The organism is Croceitalea sp. MTPC6 (genome assembly GCF_036985525.1).
Taxonomy (GTDB): domain Bacteria; phylum Bacteroidota; class Bacteroidia; order Flavobacteriales; family Flavobacteriaceae; genus Croceitalea.
On the sequence record NZ_BTGR01000002.1, the window covers coordinates 71,529 to 89,392 of the forward strand.

Here is a 17,864-nt window from a genome sequence, read left to right on the forward strand (position 1 = left end):
TCAAAAAGAGTTGTTTTGATCTTGTTGAAATGAAAACAAGTTCTCTAATGCAAACTTCATGAATGTATCTACATCGGTTTTTCTTACTTCAGCATACTTCTTGTAGTAATTCTTAATAGCTTTTTTGTGATTGGGGAAAGCCAATATCCATTCCCTTTTGGAATCAACGGGATAGAACATATTGTCATATAATACGAAGTAATTGATGTTTTGTTTAAACTCTTGATATACTTCATATACTTTCTTGGCTCCCCGCTTATCTACTTTCTTTTTTCTATACTTTTTAACAAGTAGGGATGTGCCTTTTTTAGAGATAATTTCGCAAAACCCTAAAGTTGTTGAAGCCCCATTGATAGTATTGTCTGCTTTAATGAAAGAATGTCCCTTTATGGAAAAACCCTTCGTCTTTGCACGCTCTAGTTTTACCAGCAAGCCATTTGTCTTATTTTTAGGTGTAATTAACAGCATATCGTTAAACAAATCATACTTTATTTTTTGCCCATAGTATGTTTGCCCATCATATGTTACGTTGCCTAAACTTAGTTCCGGAGAATTAAAAAACTGGTGTTTATCGTTTATGATTGTAAACTCATCAGTATAAATTGAACCATTGTATAACCCAGAGTTTTCAATACCTATCTTTTCATCAAACCAATTATAAACAAGGGATACATCCCTATCCTGTTGCGAATACAGAAAATTAAATTGTAACAGTACTATTACAATGATATAATGTGTTTGGAATAATCTTGAAAACATTTTTTGATTGTATATATGCATATTAAAGATAGCACTTAGATTACTACTAATAAGGTATCCCCAGATTGATTTGTGTTAAATTTTTCTCTTTTGAGATAATATTTTCCAATGAATTAAACACCTTTTTACCCTGTATCATTATGAAGAACAAAATTGTTTGACAAATAGTTGCTTGTAGGTATGAGTCAAGAGACCAATTCTGGTTTTATGGATAAAATCGAAATCCAATACAAAAAAGTGACTTTCTTAAACTTCTGGTGTCCAATAGAGTACAACATTAAATCGACAACGATATGAACGACACAATTATCAATGTTTTACTCGGCATATTTTTGGGCTTGGCCATATTTGCATTTTTCTTCACCGTATATTTAATTGCTCCTTTGGTACAAGAATCTATTAAAAAGAGAAAGCTTCCCTCAAAAAGGATATTTAAGCTCAACTGTTTGCGCAATCGATACTGATTTTTGACTTATTTATAAAAAGTAATTAAAATCTTCACAGGGTACTTTTCTTAAAAGATTGGTGATATTTTTGTCATCAAAATTCATACTATGTTGAAAGATAAAGTTGCTTATATCACAGGAGGGAGTAAAGGAATAGGACTTGGTGTAGCCAAATGCCTTTTGGAAGAGGGGATGAAGGTTGCGATTAGTGGAAGAACCAAAGAAACTGTTGAACAAGCTGCTACTTCCTTAGGATATGAAAATCGTGTTTTGCCATTACTGTCCGACGTTAGTATTCTGCAGAATGAAGAAGAAGCAATAAAAGCTATCTTAAATAGATGGGGACGTTTAGATGTTATTTTGGCCAATGCCGGAGTAGGACATTTTGCACCAGTGGATGAAATGACCGAGATTGCATGGAAACAAATGATAGACACTAACCTTACTGGGGTTTTTTACACGCTAAAAGCATCGGTAGAAGCATTAAAGACTTCCGAAGGATATTATATGACCTTAGCCAGTTTAGCTGGCACTAATTTCTTTGCTTCAGGAGCGGGTTACAATGCCACTAAATTTGGTGTTGTAGGTTTCACGCAAGCTGCAATGCTCGACTTAAGAAAATATGGGATTAAGGTAACTACAATTATGCCAGGCTCAGTATCTACCCATTTTAATGATAATGAGCCATCGGAAAAGGATGCTTGGAAAATTCAACCTGAGGACATTGGGAAATTAGTCATTGATTTATTGAAAATGCACCCAAGAACTCTACCTAGTAAGATAGAAGTTAGACCCACTCGGCCAGATTTAAAGTAATTAATCATCTTTCTCAATAAAAGGAATGCTTGAATTAAAAATCTCCTCTACTAACTTGTAAAGTTGCATCTTAAATTCTGAAAGTACTTGAGCGTCTATGGTATGGTTTTTAGTACCTCTCGGAGATGGTTTGGTCGCAAAACGATAAATCCCTACACTTGATTTTTTTATTGGGATTATTCCCGCCTCTAAACGACTTTTGTACTCTTTTTCCTGATACATTAGTGCATAGCATAATAACTGGAACGCTTTGTTGTATTTCTTGTCCTCTATTAAGGAATCCCAATCTATAATTTCTACCTCACTGGATTCTACTTTGCCAGTTTTATAGTCAATAATTCTTAATTGTCCGTCTATTTCATCTACCCTATCTAACTTCCCTTTTAGGAAAACAGGAAAATTTAGACTAGGAATGGTTAGTTCTATAGCTAAACTTTGTTCTATTCCTAAAATTTTAATCTTATGTTTCTTTAGCTGTAGGAGCTCATTTTTTAAAAAATCTTCTAAGTATTTTATTATTACATTATAGGTAATCAAATTTTTCCCTTTGGTTAAATCAGATTCAGGATTAACTTTTATAAAATTATGCTCAACTATAGTTGGCACCTTTTCTTTTAGTCCTAAAAGCACCTCATTAGTTAAGGTTTGGGAGACTATTGGCCTGTATAAATCCTCAAGAGAATCATGGATAATTGTCCCAAAGGTATTATGTGCAATACTTTCTTCTACTTCTTGGGCAATGTCTATTTTAAGAATATTCTTTTTATAAAAACCTAGCGGATTTCTTATATAATTGGTAAGAGAGGTAGGAGAAAATCCATTTTTGGCCAAGGCTTTTAATTCTTCAATAAGAAGAGGGGATTTTTCAACAGACAAGTTCTTGACAGTATTTGACTTCACGGTAGGAGCTGCTATGGTATGCGTGATGTTGGCATTTACGTTTTCATCTGTTAGTAGTTGATTTATAAAACGACTTTTTTCTCCACCTTCCAAAACATCTGGTTCAGTATTGTAGATGAGATAGATGTTTTTAGCACGCTGTAAGAGACGATAAAAATGATACGTATAAATAGCATCTTTTTCCTTGTAGGTTGGCAACCCAAACTCTTGTTTTACATCATAGGGTATAAAGGAGTTATTATTTTTACCTGAGGGTAATATTCCTTCATTTACAGAGGTAATGATTACCGTATCAAAGTCTAATACTCTACTTTCAAGCATACCCATTATTTGTAGGCCATTGATAGGGTCTCCTTTAAAGTCTAATGTTTCATGACTTAGTAGCTCAAAAAATAGACTTTTTAATGATTTTGTTTCAGTAATAAAAGAATGGGCACTTAGCTGTTCTTCAATTTGATTTAAGATTTGGTAGATATGATAAAGCTGTTCCAAATCATAAGTTGAATGCTCCAAAGCAATTTTTTCTTTTAAAAGAACAACACTGTCATGAAGCAACTCCAATAAAGATGCAGCATTTAACAAGGTATTAAAAAGTCTTTGACATAATGTATTTTTGGTTGGAATCACAGCTAAAATATGTTCTGATTTTAGATAGACCCAATTGTTAATATTGATTTTGTCTTGTAGTGTTTTGGAGTAATCTACACCATTTTCAGTAAGAAGTATTGATGTATATGGGTTGGATAAAAAAGACAATATTTCTTTATAAAAAAGACCGTTTTTATTTTTATCAATGTGTAGTTGAAATAAGGACTCAAAAAAATTTGATAACGCACTATTCCTTATGGAAAGTCCCATGGTAATATTTATCTGAGTCGAACATTTGGGAATTGAGTTTAAAATAGGATTCAACAAATTTTCATCCGCTAAAACCAGAGCAGTATTTCTCAAATTGTTGGTATCGGGAGTACTTAGTTTCTTGATTAATCCTCCTACATACTTCGCTTGGGATATTGATTTGGGAACACCAACAATTTTTATTGATTTTCCTTTTAAGTAGTTTTCTGTTATTCCTTTTAATGGATTGGACTTATAATAGGGCCAGCTCTTTTTATAATGTCGTATGAAATGGGACACGGAATGGACTTTGTCTTCTAAAAAATAACCATCAATATCAAAATATATGTCAGTATTTCCTTGGGATAAGAAACTTTGAATTATTCTTGATTCAGCTTCATTCAGGGCATTAAAACCAATGAACACAAAATCTTTATTTTTAGCGTCATCTATATAGGAACCTACTCTTTTACATGCAAGGCGATACACCAAACCTTGATAACCTAGTCTTTTATTTATTAGCTGAGAATTGAATTCACTATAAATGGCAGGAAGACTGTTCCAAAATGCAATATAATTTGCTACGAGTGCAGTTTTCTTATTTTCTACGCCCCAATTTTTAAGTTTTTGAATAGACGATAGATAAGAAAACAACTCTGAATCATCGATTAAGTATCTATCAATTTCATTAAAATCCTGAAGTAAAGTTTGGCCCCATTTTAAAAAGGAATTGAAATCGTCTTTTTCTCCATTAAAAACTTTTAAATAAGATTTATAGAGTTCAAATAAAAGCTCTGTATTTGAAGCATAATTTAAGTTAGCTATCTCTGCAACAAATTCTTCAATACTATAAACCTCTGGAGAAAATATTGGTTTATCTATATGAGCAGATAGGTGTTTTTTCAAGAAAGTTGATGCTCTTTTGCTAGGGAGTACAAAAGTGAGTTTTTCTACATTTTCATATTCGAGAAGTAATTCGTTTAGTACATTTTCAAGAAAACTCTGCATTCATTAAAAATAAAAAAGCCTCAGCAATTTTGCTGAGGCTTTCCTAAAAAATTTTATCTTAAACTTATTTTACTAAGTTGATTTCTACTCTTCTGTTCTGAGTTCTACCAGCTCTAGTATTGTTTGTAGCTATCGGCTTATCTTCACCGTAACCTACAGCAGATAATCTGAATTCTTCGATTCCTTTGTCTACCAAGAAATCTTTAACTGATAATGCTCTTGATTCAGAAAGACTTTGATTTAATTTAGAACTTCCAACACTATCAGTATGTCCTTCTACCGTAAACTTAGCGTTAGGATATTCTTTTAATATTGTGATAATATCAACCATAACTGATGTTGATTCAGCTTTTATAGAAGATTTACCAGTATCAAATAATATAGTTCTAGCGTAGTCATTCAATTGCTTCTGTACTTCTTCAGTTACTTCTGGACAACCATTGTTAGCTACAGTACCTGCAACTTCTGGACATTGATCGTCTTTGTCTAGTACACCATCATTGTCAGAATCTGGCCATGGGCAACCTTTATTTTCAGCTGGCCCAGCTTCGCTTGGACAAGAATCGTCTTTGTCAGCAACACCGTCACCATCACCATCAGGACAACCAGCTAGAGCAGCAACACCAGCTTCGTTAGGACAAGCATCGTCTTTATCAGCAATGCCATCGCCGTCAGAATCAGGACATCCATTCATTTCTTTAGAACCAGCTGCATTAGGACAACTATCTTTACCGTCTTCTATCCCATCACCGTCAGAATCAGGACATCCGTTGAATGCTTCAAGACCAGCAACTTCTGGACAAGCATCGTCTTTGTCATATATACCGTCACCATCTGTATCTGTACCACCGAAACGAATATTAAGACCAGCTGAGTGCTGAAGATGTGTTACTCCATAATCTTCAAAAGCGTGCTTGTACGAAGATTGAACACTAACACCAAGGTTATCGGAAAACCAATAGTTTAAACCAATACCACCATTAACTGTACCAGCACCGATTTCGTCAACCCATGTGTAACCACCACCGATTTCAACAAAAGGGTCTAATTTAGTATTTTTGAGAATGTTGTACTTAATTGTTCCGTCAATTGCATAATGGGACAAGTCATCCACACTAACATCACCTAATTTATCTATTCTATTTAAAGAACCTCTAGCTCCAACAGAGAAACCATCACCGATGTATCTAGATACAGATACATAAGATATAGAAGGTAAAATGTTCCAGTGATCAGTTACATTAAAGAATTCATCACCGAAAGAACTTGTTTGACCCAATGCTTCAGAAAGTTGGCTTGCATTTGCAGGGTATGTGTCAATTGCGTTTACCCCAAAGCTTACCTGCCATGGATTATTCTCGTCTTGCGCTTGTAGGTTGTTAAAGCCTACTACTAGTAAGGCAACAACTAAAAATTTGCTAAGATGTTTCATGCTCAAAATTTTAAGTTTAAGTGTTTATCAGCTGCAAATGTAAGTTGTTAAGAACTATTAACAAAATCAATTACTTATTTTTTTTAACGCATTACATAGAAAAAAACATGCATTTAAACGATGTTTAGTTCTTTCCCAACCTCAATAAATGCATTTATTGCAAGATTTAAGTGCTCTTTTTTGTGTGCGGCTGAAAGCTGTACCCTTATTCTTGCTTTCCCTTTTGGGACCACAGGATAGAAAAAACCAATAACATAAATGCCTTTTTTAAGCAGCTTGTCTGCCATTTGTTGTGATAATTTGGCGTCGTATAGCATAACGGGTACTATAGCAGAGTCACCATCAATAATGTCAAAGCCTGCGACTTTCATGCCTTTTTTAAAGTATTCCGTGTTTTTTTGAAGCTTATCACGTAATGAAGTATCATTTTTTAGCATGTCAAACACCTTAATAGATGCTCCTACAATAGCTGGGGCCAACGAATTTGAAAATAAATAAGGCCTTGAGCGTTGTCTCAGGATTTCAATAATTTCCTTTTTTCCGGTTGTATAACCACCCATTGCCCCTCCAAGAGCTTTACCTAGGGTTCCAGTTATAATGTCAATTCTTTTTAAAACCCCTTTTTCTTCCAAGGTGCCTCTACCTGTTTCCCCTATAAACCCAGCTGAGTGGCACTCATCGATTAGCACCATAGCATCATATTTGTCTGCTAAATCACAGATATCATCTAATGGGGCCAAAAGACCGTCCATGGAAAATACACCATCTGTAACTATAATTTTAAACCTAGAGCCGTCTTCATTTGCTTGCTTTAGTTGTTTTTCCAAATCTGCCATATCATTATTAGCATAGCGATAACGCTTTGCTTTACACAAACGAACCCCGTCAATGATAGATGCATGGTTCAAAGAATCTGAAATGATAGCATCTTCAGCAGTTAAAAGAGGTTCAAAAACCCCTCCATTTGCATCAAAAGCAGCTGCATAGAGTATAGTATCTTCAGTGCCGTAGAATTCTGCTATTTTCTCCTCTAATTCTTTATGGATGTCTTGGGTTCCGCAAATAAAGCGAACGGATGACATTCCAAAACCATGTGAATCTAAAGTTTCTTTGGCCGCTTTTACTACTTCGGGGTGTGATGACAAGCCTAAATAATTGTTTGCGCAAAAGTTGATAACCTCTTCACCGGTCGAAATTTTTATAACAGCTCCCTGTGGGGATGTTATGACCCGTTCTTTTTTATAGAGTCCTGCTTCTTTAATTTCTTCTAACTCTTTTTGTAGGTGTTCTTTAATTTTCCCGTACATGTTTTTAATTTATATGAAAATTGGGTTTACCGTTTCGTTTATATATACAAGTATCATGTCTTTGACGACATAGTTCATTTTTTCTAAAACGCTTGCATATTCTTGCAACTGATTTATATGTATTTGGCTCTTACTACCAGTTTTATAATCTATGATGGTTACACTATTATCTTTTATTACCAAGCGATCTGGTCTTAAAAGCGTCCCATTTGGATTTAATAGTTCTTTTTCATTGTAAATTATCAACCCTTCTTGATAATATGGGTTAAGGTGGGGGTGAAAAACAACTTGCTTTAATTTTTTCTCAATCAAAGGTACATCTGTAGCTTTAATATCACCATTGTTTTTAAATGATATTATTGCTTCTTCAATATCATTTTGATAATCTACCCTAGAGAGTGCCTTATGAATCAAGTTTCCTTTTTGTATAGCTTCTTGCCTTTCCAAATCCCATAACATTTCTGCCTTTGTTACTATTTTAAAATTTGTGTTGCTTTTTTGAGAGCATATGTAAGGTATGTTTTCTTGAAGTTCAGCAGTTTCTATCTGTACCTCATTTAACAAAAAATCCCCAAAACAATATGATAACCTTGAGGCTTCCCAAAGATTAATGTCTTTAAGATAATCAATGAACAATTCACCATAGGTGCCTTTGTTGTTTCCCTCATTTGAAATTATAAATAAGGCTTTTTGAGCCCTGGTCAATGCTACATATAAAACGTTATAAGCGTCCAACTCTAGCTTGTCCAACTCATTATTATAAACTTCCTCTGTTATCTTATTATAGTTTGTAAGTTCTTTATTTGAATTGATCAATAGCTCATCAAAGCCGTCAAAAGTTTCTTGTTCTACGGATAGCCATAACTTTTTACTTCGGGGGTCCACTATTTTGGAATTGGCATAAGGAAAAATTACGACAGGGAACTCCAAACCTTTTGATTTATGAACCGTCATGACTTGAACAGCATTTAAGCTTTCAGGAGCTTTTACACTTAGTTTTTCTTTTTTATGGAACCAGAATTTTAAAAATGAAAAAATGCTTGAGTCTTCTTTCTGCGAAAAATCAAAAACCTCATCTATAAAATGAGACAAGTGCGCATCTGAATGCCCCGTTAGCTTGAAACTTGAAATAGCTTGTTCTAAAATATCATAGGTGGGACGCCTTTTTAAAGAATCAATTATAAAACCATATTCCTTATCAAGCAAAGCATCAACTGAAGTTAGGTGCTCTCTTATAAAATCATGATGGCCTTTTTCTTCTTTAAACAAGTAATCTAAAATTGAATATCCCGCTTCTTTATTTTCAGGATTATCTATGAACCGAAGTAAAGAAACCAAGAAAAGCACTTCATTATTGTTGGCCAATAAGAGTGAATCTGGAGAGATTATTGGGATTTTTTTTTCAGTAAGAAAATCTGCCAGTATAGCTCCCTTTTTATTATCCCTCACTAAAACACAAATATCTAGCAACCTATAGCCAGCGTCCAAGGCTCTTTTTAAAACCTCAAAAGTTTTTACGCAATATTGGTAGTCAGTATCGTCTAATTCTTTTTCAGTAAAAATCAACTCAACATAACCACCATTTTCTTTGTTGGCTTTTTGTTTATTTCCAATTTCAAATAGATTTCTATAAGTAGGGTTGTTCAGTTTTTTTGCTGCAAAACTGAAAAAAGTATTATTAAAATCAACAATCTCTTTTTTGCTTCTCCAATTAGTATCTAAGTTTTCAATGTGGGGAGCAATCGCAAATGGATTTGTATGTAGATTCAAAAGGTTTAAAAATTGCTCGGCCCTACCACCCCGCCATCGGTAAATGGCCTGTTTTGCATCACCAACTAAGAGTAATGACCCTTTTTCACCTTTTTCATTTTCACTTTCAATAGCATTACTAATTAAGGGAATAAGGTTTTCCCATTGCATCAAGGAAGTATCTTGAAACTCATCTATAAAATAATGTCGATATTTTTCTCCCAAACGTTCATAAATGAAAGGTATGGGTTGATTTTTAATCTCTTTTGAAATGATGGAATTAAATTCTGAAATTGGCAAAACATCATTTTCTCTTTGCAACTTGCTAACTTCTTTGGCTATTTCGTTCAGTACTGTCAACGGAACAATATTCTTGTAACAATTCTTTAAAAAACTCAGGCTATGGAAATTATCTTTTACAGTATTAAAAAGGATTAAAAACTTTGGATGAAGTTCATCTAACTTAGCTTTTATTGGCTCTGGACAATTTTTGTTATAGAGCTTATTTGAACCAAAATTCTGTTTCCAATTGGCAGTGAAATCAATATTAAAGCCATCATCTGCTATTCCTTGCATAAATTTAGGGAAGGAACTTCGTGTAAAGTCGGTAAATTCCAGTCCATGGGAATGAATTAATTCTAGCGTATGTTCTGCTGCTGCTTTAATACTATCCTCATTACGTTTAATAGTAGCTTTCAATGTTTTCTGCAGCCGCACAAAATCTTTTATACTTTTACTTGAAATGGCTTTTATATGGGAGTTATGATTTTCTTGAAAAAGTAGTTTTCCAATTTCAAAAAGGTCATAGGCAATGTTCCAACTTTTATCATCATCTATTTTTTCAAGGGAGAAATCGAGTAAAACATTTGTAAGACTATCCTCTTCACCAGCTCGGTTTAACAATCTTCCAACAGCTTCTTCAAGAAGAACATCAGTATCTAAAACAACATCAAAACCTTGAGAAATTTTTAAGTCTCGAGCAAAGGTCCTGATAATCTTATGGGTAAATTTATCAATGGTTGAAATTTCAAAAAAAGCATAATTATGTAGAAGCTCTTTTAATACCTGTTTAGATATTATGCGCAATTTTGATGGGGTTAAATGAAGCTCTTCTAGTATATCATTAAAAAGAGGGGTTTTGTCTTTTTCAAGCTTTTCCTTACTAAAAGCATGAAGACTTTCCAGAATACGCTGCTTCATCTCAGCAACAGCTTTATTGGTAAAAGTAATGGCCAACAACTCCCTGTATTTTTGTTTTGAATAAGGCGCAAGAATTAATTTTAGATAGGCCTTTGTTAGTTGATAAGTTTTACCTGAACCAGCTGAAGCATTGTATATTTTAATGGTATTGACAGACAAGTGTTTTCTACGCAAATTACACATTCTTGTAATGTTCTTAACATAAATTTTGATGAATTTTAGTGTTAAAACCCGTACTTTTGAGAGACACGAATATTAACTTAAAAACAAATAATTATGCCTTTTGAATTACCTAATTTACCATATTCATATGATGCATTAGAACCACATATTGATGCACGCACTATGGAGATTCACCATACAAAACACCATAATGGGTATACCACCAAATTAAATGGGGCTATTGCAGGAACGGGTCTCGAAGGAAAATCTATTGATGATATCCTTTCAGGACTAGACATGTCTAATGGTGCAGTAAGAAATAATGGTGGTGGATTTTATAACCATTCACTATTTTGGAGTATAATGTCACCTAATGGTGGCGGAACCCCTTCTGGGGAACTTGGTGATGCCATTAATGATGCCTTTGGTTCTTTTGATGGATTTAAAGAAAAGTTCAGTGCAGCAGCAGGAACTCGTTTTGGATCGGGTTGGGCTTGGCTTTGCGTGCACAAAGGAGGTAAAGTGGAAGTATGTTCTACTCCTAATCAAGATAATCCTATTATGCCCGGAACAAGTTGTGGTGGACACCCTATTTTAGGTTTGGATGTTTGGGAACATGCTTACTATTTAAACTACCAAAACAGAAGACCAGATTATGTGTCTGCTTTTTTCAATGTAATCAATTGGGATAAGGTTTCAGAACTGTACGCTGCGAATAAATAGAATTAAAAATCTTTTAAATTTTTAAAGCGCATCTTAAAAGGTGCGCTTTTTTTATGGTGAAACTCAAATTAGGGCAATAGAAAAGGGTGGAGAAGCCTCCACCCTTTTCGTCCCAAATCTTACCATAAACTTAACCTACTTATGCTATGGCAGGACTAAATTACTGGTATTGTGAGAAATAACAAAGAATATTTAACAATTTTTTGATTTTAAAAACTGTTGCAAGAGTATTTTTTTTAGGGGAAAAAGAGGTAAAACATTGATGTTCAAACATAAAGAAGGCGGAGATTTCTCCGCCTTCTTTCCCCAAATCTTACCATGAACTTAACCTACTTATGCTATGGTTCTCCAAATGTATGGCAGCCTCTAGTGTACACAAAAGGTTTTAGACGAGCATCACTTAATTACGTTGAAATACCGAGCAAAATTAAATGGATTATAAAAGCTGAAGAAAAGGAGTACAAGGAGATTGAATGTTGAGTAGTACAAATAAAAAAGGCGGAGAAGTCTCCACCTTTTTTGCCCCAAATCTTACCATGAACTTAACCTACTTATGCTATGGCAAGCACTAATTTACTTTTTGATTTTCCCAAAAGACCCAAAATGACGTTGAATAGTTGTTTTCATCGATGAATTGCACAAACTACACGATAAAACGCAGAAACCTAATAGGCACGTTCATTCTTACCTTCAAAAAAGTTAATGAAGGCCCTATTCACCACACGGTTACCACCTGGAGTAGGATAATTTCCCGTAAAGTACCAGTCACCAAGATTTTTGGGACATGCTTCATGGAGGTTTTCTATAGTTTGATAAATGATTTCTACTTCGGCCTTAATCGTTTCAGAACTTAACAATTCCCCAATTTTATTGGAAATTTCCTCTGCTGAAAAAGGAGCATAAAATTCTTGAACATAATTTACTACGTCTTTATCTTTAGAGTTCACTTGGTGAAGACATTTCTTGTAAATTTCTTCTATTTTGCTGGTTGTTCCATGTTCTTCATGTAATGCTTGAGCAGCCCTAAAGGCTATAAAATCTTCCAATTTGGCCATATCAATACCATAACAATCGGGATAGCGTATCTGCGGTGCGGAAGATACCACAACAATTTTTTTAGGGGAAAGTCTATCCAACATTCTTAGAATGCTCTTTTTTAAGGTAGTACCCCTCACAATACTATCATCAATAATCACCAGATTATCATCTTTACTCACAGATCCATAAGAAATATCATAGACATGTGTAACCAAATCATCCCTACTACTATCTTGGGTAATAAATGTGCGTAGTTTGGCATCTTTAATAGCTACTTTTTCAATTCTTGGGCGAACATCCAAAATAGTATGAAGTTGTTCTTTGGTAATAGATGAGCCAATATTTAGTATTTGTTCTTCTTTTTTCTTGTTTAAATACCGTTGCGCTTCCCTTACCATTCCAAAGAAAGAGGTTTCCGCAGTATTTGGTATATAGGAGAAGACGGTTTTTGCCAAATCATTGTTGACAGACTTTAAAATCTGTGGGAAAACCAATTGTCCAAGCTTTTTCCTTTCTTGATAAATTTCTTTGTCGCTTCCTCTAGAAAAGTAAATACGCTCAAAAGAACATGCTTTTCGTTCTGTAGGGATTAAAATTTGTTCAAAAGAAACAGCACCGCTCTTTTTTATGATGATGGCATGACCAGGGTCGAGTTCTCTTACATCTTCATATTTTACATTGAATACTGTCTGTATGGCCGGTCTTTCCGAAGCTACAACTACAATTTCATCATCCTTATAGTAATAGCTTGGTCTAATTCCAGCCGGATCACGCAACATAAAGGCATCTCCGTGGCCAACCAATCCGCCCATGGCATATCCACCGTCCCAGTTTTTGGCTGCTTTACGCAGCACTTTGGCTAGGTTTAAACGTTCCGCAATTTGAGGGGAAGCCTCTCTCTTGTTATAACCCTCCTTTTTTATTTGTTTGTAAATTTTGGCAACAGCATCATCCAGAAAGTGACCTATTTTTTCCATTACGGTAACAGTATCCGCCATTTCTTTTGGGTGTTGGCCCAACTCCACCAAATTCCCAAAGAGTTCATCAACATTGGTCATGTTGAAGTTTCCAGCTACTATTAAGTTACGGTGCATCCAGTTGTTTTGTCTAAGGAAAGGATGTACACTTTCAATACTGTTCTTTCCAAAAGTGCCATAGCGAACGTGACCCAAAAGTAGTTCACCGATATAAGGAATCTCTTTTTTCTGACGATTGACATCTTCCAATAAATCAGAATCTTGACTTATCGCCAGATTTATTCTATCATTTATTTGTTTGAAGATATCTTGTATGGGTTGTTGCTCTATAGACCTTACCCTGCTCATATAACGCTCACCAGGATTCATGTCCAATTTAATACTTGCAAAACCGGCCCCATCTTGCCCACGGTTATGCTGCTTTTCCATCATGAGGTACATTTTGTTTACCCCATAAAATACCGTTCCGTATTTCTCTTTATAATATTCGAGAGGTTTTAACAATCGAATCAATGAAATTCCACATTCGTGCTTAATGGCATCACTCATGTTTCTATAAAATAAAAAAGCCCCGAATATTCAGGGCGTTGGGTTATTGTAATTCAATATTAAATTGTGTCAATGCTTTAAATTGATGCAATCTACTATCGATTTCTTCTTTATTTAAAACCTTCATACGTTCTGTTCCAAACTTTTCTACACTAAAAGAGGCTAGATTGGAACCGTGTATTACGGCATTCTTCATATTCTCAAACGAACTATTTTCTGTTGATGCTAAATACCCTGCGAAACCGCCTGCAAAAGTATCACCAGCTCCCGTAGGATCAAATACTTCTTCTAAAGGCAAAGCAGGTGCAAAAAAGATATGTTGGTTATAAAAAAGTAAAGCACCATGCTCTCCTTTTTTAATGACTACATATTTTGGTCCCATGGTGTGTATTTTTTCAGCGGCTTTAACTAAGGAGTATTCTCCTGTTAATTGTCTCGCTTCCTCATCATTTATGGTTATTACATCAATTTCTTTGATTACTTCCAGCAACTCATCCAAGGTATTGTCCATCCAAAAATTCATGGTATCCAAAATGATAAGTTTTGGTCGCTTTTCCATCTGATTGATTACACTCAACTGTACACTAGGGTGTAAGTTTCCTAGCATTACCACGCCAGCATCTTTGTAATTATCCGGAACAATAGGATTAAAGTCCGCTAGTGTGTTTAATTCTGTAATAAGTGTATCACGGGTATTCATATCATTATGATATTTGCCGCTCCAGAAAAAGGTTTTCCCTCCTTTTACAATTTCAACGCCAGAAATATCTACATTTCTATCGGTAAGCAAATCCAGATATGCTTGTGGAAAATCATCACCAACTATAGAAACAATAGACGAGTCAACATCAAATTTTGAAGCTGCAAGGGCAATAAAAGTGGCTGCACCACCCAGTATTTTGTCCGTTTTTCCAAAAGGAGATTCAATGGCGTCGAAGGCTAGGGTGCCCAAAATCAATAGTTTGCCCATTCAATTAGAATTTTGCTGCAAATATATGGCGATTTTATAGAACTATTTCCTTCCAAAATCAGCAGGTATTTCACCCCATGCTTTTGTTTCCCATTTTACTATTGGTGTATTGTAAGAATTCTGCTTTAACCAGGTTTCGGCTCTTTCAATCAATTCAAAAACTACTTTGTTTTTCGCATTGGGTTTTAGCTTGGTTTTACAGGTTTTTTTTCGCACCCAACCAATTGCAATTCGCGAATCGGAATAAATAATTCGATCACTTTTCTGCTGTTTTAAAAACGCCAATCCATGAACCAGAGCTAAAAACTCACCTATATTATTGGTCCCCTGCTTAAATGGGCCTTGTTTAAACAGTTTTTTCTTGGTCTTTGTATCTACACCTTGATATTCCATTATTCCTGGGTTACCACTGGAAGCTGCATCGACTGCTATAGAGTGCATATTGGGCTCGCCAATCTTCAACAATTCTTGAGGCGTTAGTGAAGGTTTTCCCTTTTTCGTTCCTTTATATTCAAGATAATTACCATTAAAGGCCTTTTTCGCTTCGGCAAATGTGGAGAAAGATTTATACTGAGCGCCTTTTACCCCTGTAATTTGTGCCTTGCAATCTTCCCAAGATTCGAAAATACCAGGGTGCTTTCCTTCCCATACTACGTAGAATTTTTGCTTCTTAGCCATGCTAATCTAATAGTTTCTCAATTACTTTAGGGAAATGCTCGTATTCCAATGCATGTACCTTCTCGGCGATAGTTTCAGAAGTATCTTCCGGTGTTACTACTGTCTTTGCTTGATGAATAATTGCACCCTCATCGTAGTTTTCGTTTACATAGTGGATAGTAATGCCGGTTTCGGTCTCTTTGTTTTGCTTTACGGTTTCATGGACCTTGTTGCCATACATTCCTTTTCCGCCATATTTTGGAAGCAGTGCAGGATGAATATTGATGATTTTATTGGGAAAAGCGGTTATAAGATGTTCAGGGATTTTCCATAAAAACCCAGCTAATACTATTAAATCCGGTTGTTGGGATTCTAAAAGCTTTAAAACGGTATCTGTATTAAAAAAAGCAGCTCTATTAAAGTATAGTGCAGGAACCTTTAATCGCTTGCAGCGTTCTAAAACATGGGCCGTATTTTTATTTGTAAGTACTGCCGTAACCTCTACGTTATCATTTCTGTGAAAATGTTCAATGATGTTTTCGACGTTTGAGCCCGAACCCGAAGCAAGTAGTACAATACGTTTCATTCAAATAAAGAAAGCTAAAATCTAAGTTTAAACTAGGCTAAATTAAGTTTGTTCAGCTTAAAATTCTTATTTTAAGTCACATTTTATCGACAAATAGTGTAATTAATCCAAAGTTTTATATTTTTGCCCCGATTAAATTTTTTAAAACCAATATTATTATGTCAGACATTGCATCAAGAGTAAAAGCTATCATCGTTGATAAATTAGGAGTTGATGAAAATGAGGTGGTACCTGAAGCAAGTTTTACCAACGATTTAGGTGCAGATTCATTGGACACTGTGGAACTTATCATGGAATTCGAAAAAGAATTCGATATTCAAATTCCTGATGATCAAGCGGAAAACATTGCAACCGTTGGTCAAGCAACAAGCTATATAGAGGAAGCTAAGTAATTTTATGATATCTTACTAAAGATTGTAAATTATCCATGTGGGTATTACCACATGGATAATTTTTTTTAATTTAAGGCGGAATAGGTTAAAAAAATTAGTTATATGCAATTAAAACGAGTTGTCGTTACCGGATTGGGTGCATTAACGCCCATAGGAAACAATATTGAAACCTATTGGGATGGACTAAAGAATGGAAAAAGTGGTTCGGCCCCCATTACTTATTACGATACAGAGAAATTTAAAACAAAATTTGCCTGCGAACTTAAAGATTACGACCCACTAAATTTTTTCGATAGAAAAGAGGCTAGAAAGCTAGATCGTTTTGCGCAATACGCTTTGGTCTCCTCAGATGAAGCTATTGCAGATTCAGGATTGGATTTAGATACAATAGACAAATTTAAGGTAGGTGTCGTTTGGGGTGCAGGTATTGGCGGATTGGAAACTTTCCAAAATGAGGTAATGAATTTTGCCGCAGGTGATGGGACACCAAGGTTCAATCCCTTCTTTATTCCTAAAATGATTGCAGATATTGCTCCAGGTAATATCTCAATCAAGCATGGCTTTATGGGACCAAACTATACTACGGTTTCAGCCTGTGCATCTTCTGCCAATGCAATGATAGATGCTTTAAACTATATACGTTTAGGACATTGTAACGTTGTGGTTACTGGTGGTAGCGAAGCTGCGGTAACTATTGCGGGAATGGGAGGATTTAACGCTATGCATGCACTATCTACAAGAAATGAAAGCCCAGAAACGGCCTCAAGACCTTTTGATGCGACCCGAGATGGGTTCGTTTTAGGCGAAGGGGCAGGAGCATTGATTTTAGAAGAATATGAGCATGCCAAAGCAAGAGGTGCTAAGATTTATGCAGAGGTTTTAGGAGGTGGACTATCTAGTGATGCATACCACATGACCGCCCCACATCCGGAAGGAATAGGTGTTGTTAAGGTTATGGAAAATTGCCTAGAGAATGCGGGTCTAAAAGCTGAAGATGTAGATGCTATTAATACCCATGGAACATCTACTCCTTTAGGGGATGTAGCAGAGTTAAAAGCAATTTCTAAAGTATTTGGTTCACATGCATCCAATATAAACATCAATTCTACCAAGTCAATGACTGGTCATTTATTAGGAGCTGCTGGGGCTATTGAAGCAATAGCTTCAATCTTAGCAATGGAGCACAGCTTAGTGCCCCCTACAATAAACCACACCACGGTAGATGAAAATATTGACCCTTCTTTAAACTTGACATTGAACAAGGCACAAAAAAGGGAAGTTAATGTTGCTATGAGCAACACGTTTGGTTTTGGTGGACACAATGCTTGTGTTTTGTTCAAAAAAATGAGCTAATAT

At 35.2% G+C, this 17,864-nt stretch carries 13 protein-coding genes; 4 read left to right on the forward strand and 9 right to left on the reverse strand.

The genetic code is table 11. The annotated features are described in order from the left end of the window. On the reverse strand, positions 1-759 hold the full coding sequence (locus AACP56_RS04740; RefSeq protein ID WP_339336338.1) for a hypothetical protein: 759 nt from the start codon (positions 757-759) through the stop codon (positions 1-3). 554 nt (positions 760-1,313) lie between these two features. Between AACP56_RS04740 and AACP56_RS04745 the strand changes: the two genes are divergently transcribed. Further along, on the forward strand, positions 1,314-2,021 hold the full coding sequence (locus AACP56_RS04745; RefSeq protein WP_339336340.1) for an SDR family oxidoreductase: 708 nt from the start codon (positions 1,314-1,316) through the stop codon (positions 2,019-2,021). On the opposite strand, the gene AACP56_RS04750 is transcribed toward AACP56_RS04745, so the two are convergent. From AACP56_RS04750 to AACP56_RS04765, 4 genes are all read right to left on the reverse strand, one after another. Beyond that, the gene (locus AACP56_RS04750) at positions 2,022-4,766 is read right to left on the reverse strand and encodes a PD-(D/E)XK nuclease family protein (RefSeq protein WP_339336342.1); all 2,745 of its coding nucleotides are present in this window, start codon (positions 4,764-4,766) and stop codon (positions 2,022-2,024) included. It abuts the gene before it with no gap. 64 nt (positions 4,767-4,830) lie between these two features. After that, positions 4,831-6,198, reverse strand: a complete 1,368-nt coding sequence (locus AACP56_RS04755) for an OmpA family protein (protein ID WP_339336344.1) — start codon at positions 6,196-6,198, stop codon at positions 4,831-4,833. Positions 6,199-6,311: 113 nt separating this feature from the next. Next, positions 6,312-7,505, reverse strand: coding sequence for a glycine C-acetyltransferase (gene kbl / locus AACP56_RS04760; protein ID WP_339336346.1), 1,194 nt, complete (start codon positions 7,503-7,505; stop codon positions 6,312-6,314). Between the two features lie 9 nt (positions 7,506-7,514). Continuing rightward, complete coding sequence (locus tag AACP56_RS04765; protein ID WP_339336348.1) at positions 7,515-10,628, reverse strand: UvrD-helicase domain-containing protein; 3,114 nt, start codon at positions 10,626-10,628, stop codon at positions 7,515-7,517. A gap of 102 nt (positions 10,629-10,730) precedes the next feature. On the opposite strand from AACP56_RS04765, the gene AACP56_RS04770 reads away from it, so the two are divergent. Beyond that, the gene (locus tag AACP56_RS04770; RefSeq protein WP_339336350.1) at positions 10,731-11,339 is read left to right on the forward strand and encodes a superoxide dismutase; all 609 of its coding nucleotides are present in this window, start codon (positions 10,731-10,733) and stop codon (positions 11,337-11,339) included. A 665-nt stretch (positions 11,340-12,004) separates the two neighbouring features. On the opposite strand, the gene AACP56_RS04775 is transcribed toward AACP56_RS04770, so the two are convergent. The 4 genes from AACP56_RS04775 to purN are packed head-to-tail and all read right to left on the reverse strand — an operon-like array spanning position 12,005 to position 16,116. After that, positions 12,005-13,903: an amidophosphoribosyltransferase gene (locus AACP56_RS04775; protein ID WP_339336352.1), complete on the reverse strand. Its 1,899-nt coding sequence runs from the start codon at positions 13,901-13,903 to the stop codon at positions 12,005-12,007. 43 nt (positions 13,904-13,946) lie between these two features. Then, positions 13,947-14,873 carry a PfkB family carbohydrate kinase gene (locus AACP56_RS04780; protein WP_339336354.1) on the reverse strand — a complete coding sequence of 309 codons (927 nt, stop codon included), beginning with the start codon at positions 14,871-14,873 and terminating at the stop codon, positions 13,947-13,949. 42 nt (positions 14,874-14,915) lie between these two features. After that, a complete protein-coding gene (locus AACP56_RS04785) occupies positions 14,916-15,551 on the reverse strand; it encodes a ribonuclease H family protein (protein ID WP_339336356.1) in 636 nt (211 codons plus the stop codon). 1 nt (position 15,552) lies between these two features. Continuing rightward, entirely contained in the window at positions 15,553-16,116 is a 564-nt protein-coding gene (gene purN / locus AACP56_RS04790) for a phosphoribosylglycinamide formyltransferase (RefSeq protein WP_339336358.1), read from the reverse strand. 158 nt (positions 16,117-16,274) lie between these two features. Here purN and AACP56_RS04795 point away from each other — a divergent pair, with 158 nt between their 5' ends. Beyond that, positions 16,275-16,508, forward strand: coding sequence for an acyl carrier protein (locus AACP56_RS04795; protein WP_339336360.1), 234 nt, complete (start codon positions 16,275-16,277; stop codon positions 16,506-16,508). Between the two features lie 102 nt (positions 16,509-16,610). Further along, complete coding sequence (fabF, locus tag AACP56_RS04800; RefSeq protein ID WP_339336362.1) at positions 16,611-17,861, forward strand: beta-ketoacyl-ACP synthase II; 1,251 nt, start codon at positions 16,611-16,613, stop codon at positions 17,859-17,861. The last annotated feature ends 3 nt before the right edge of the window (positions 17,862-17,864 follow it).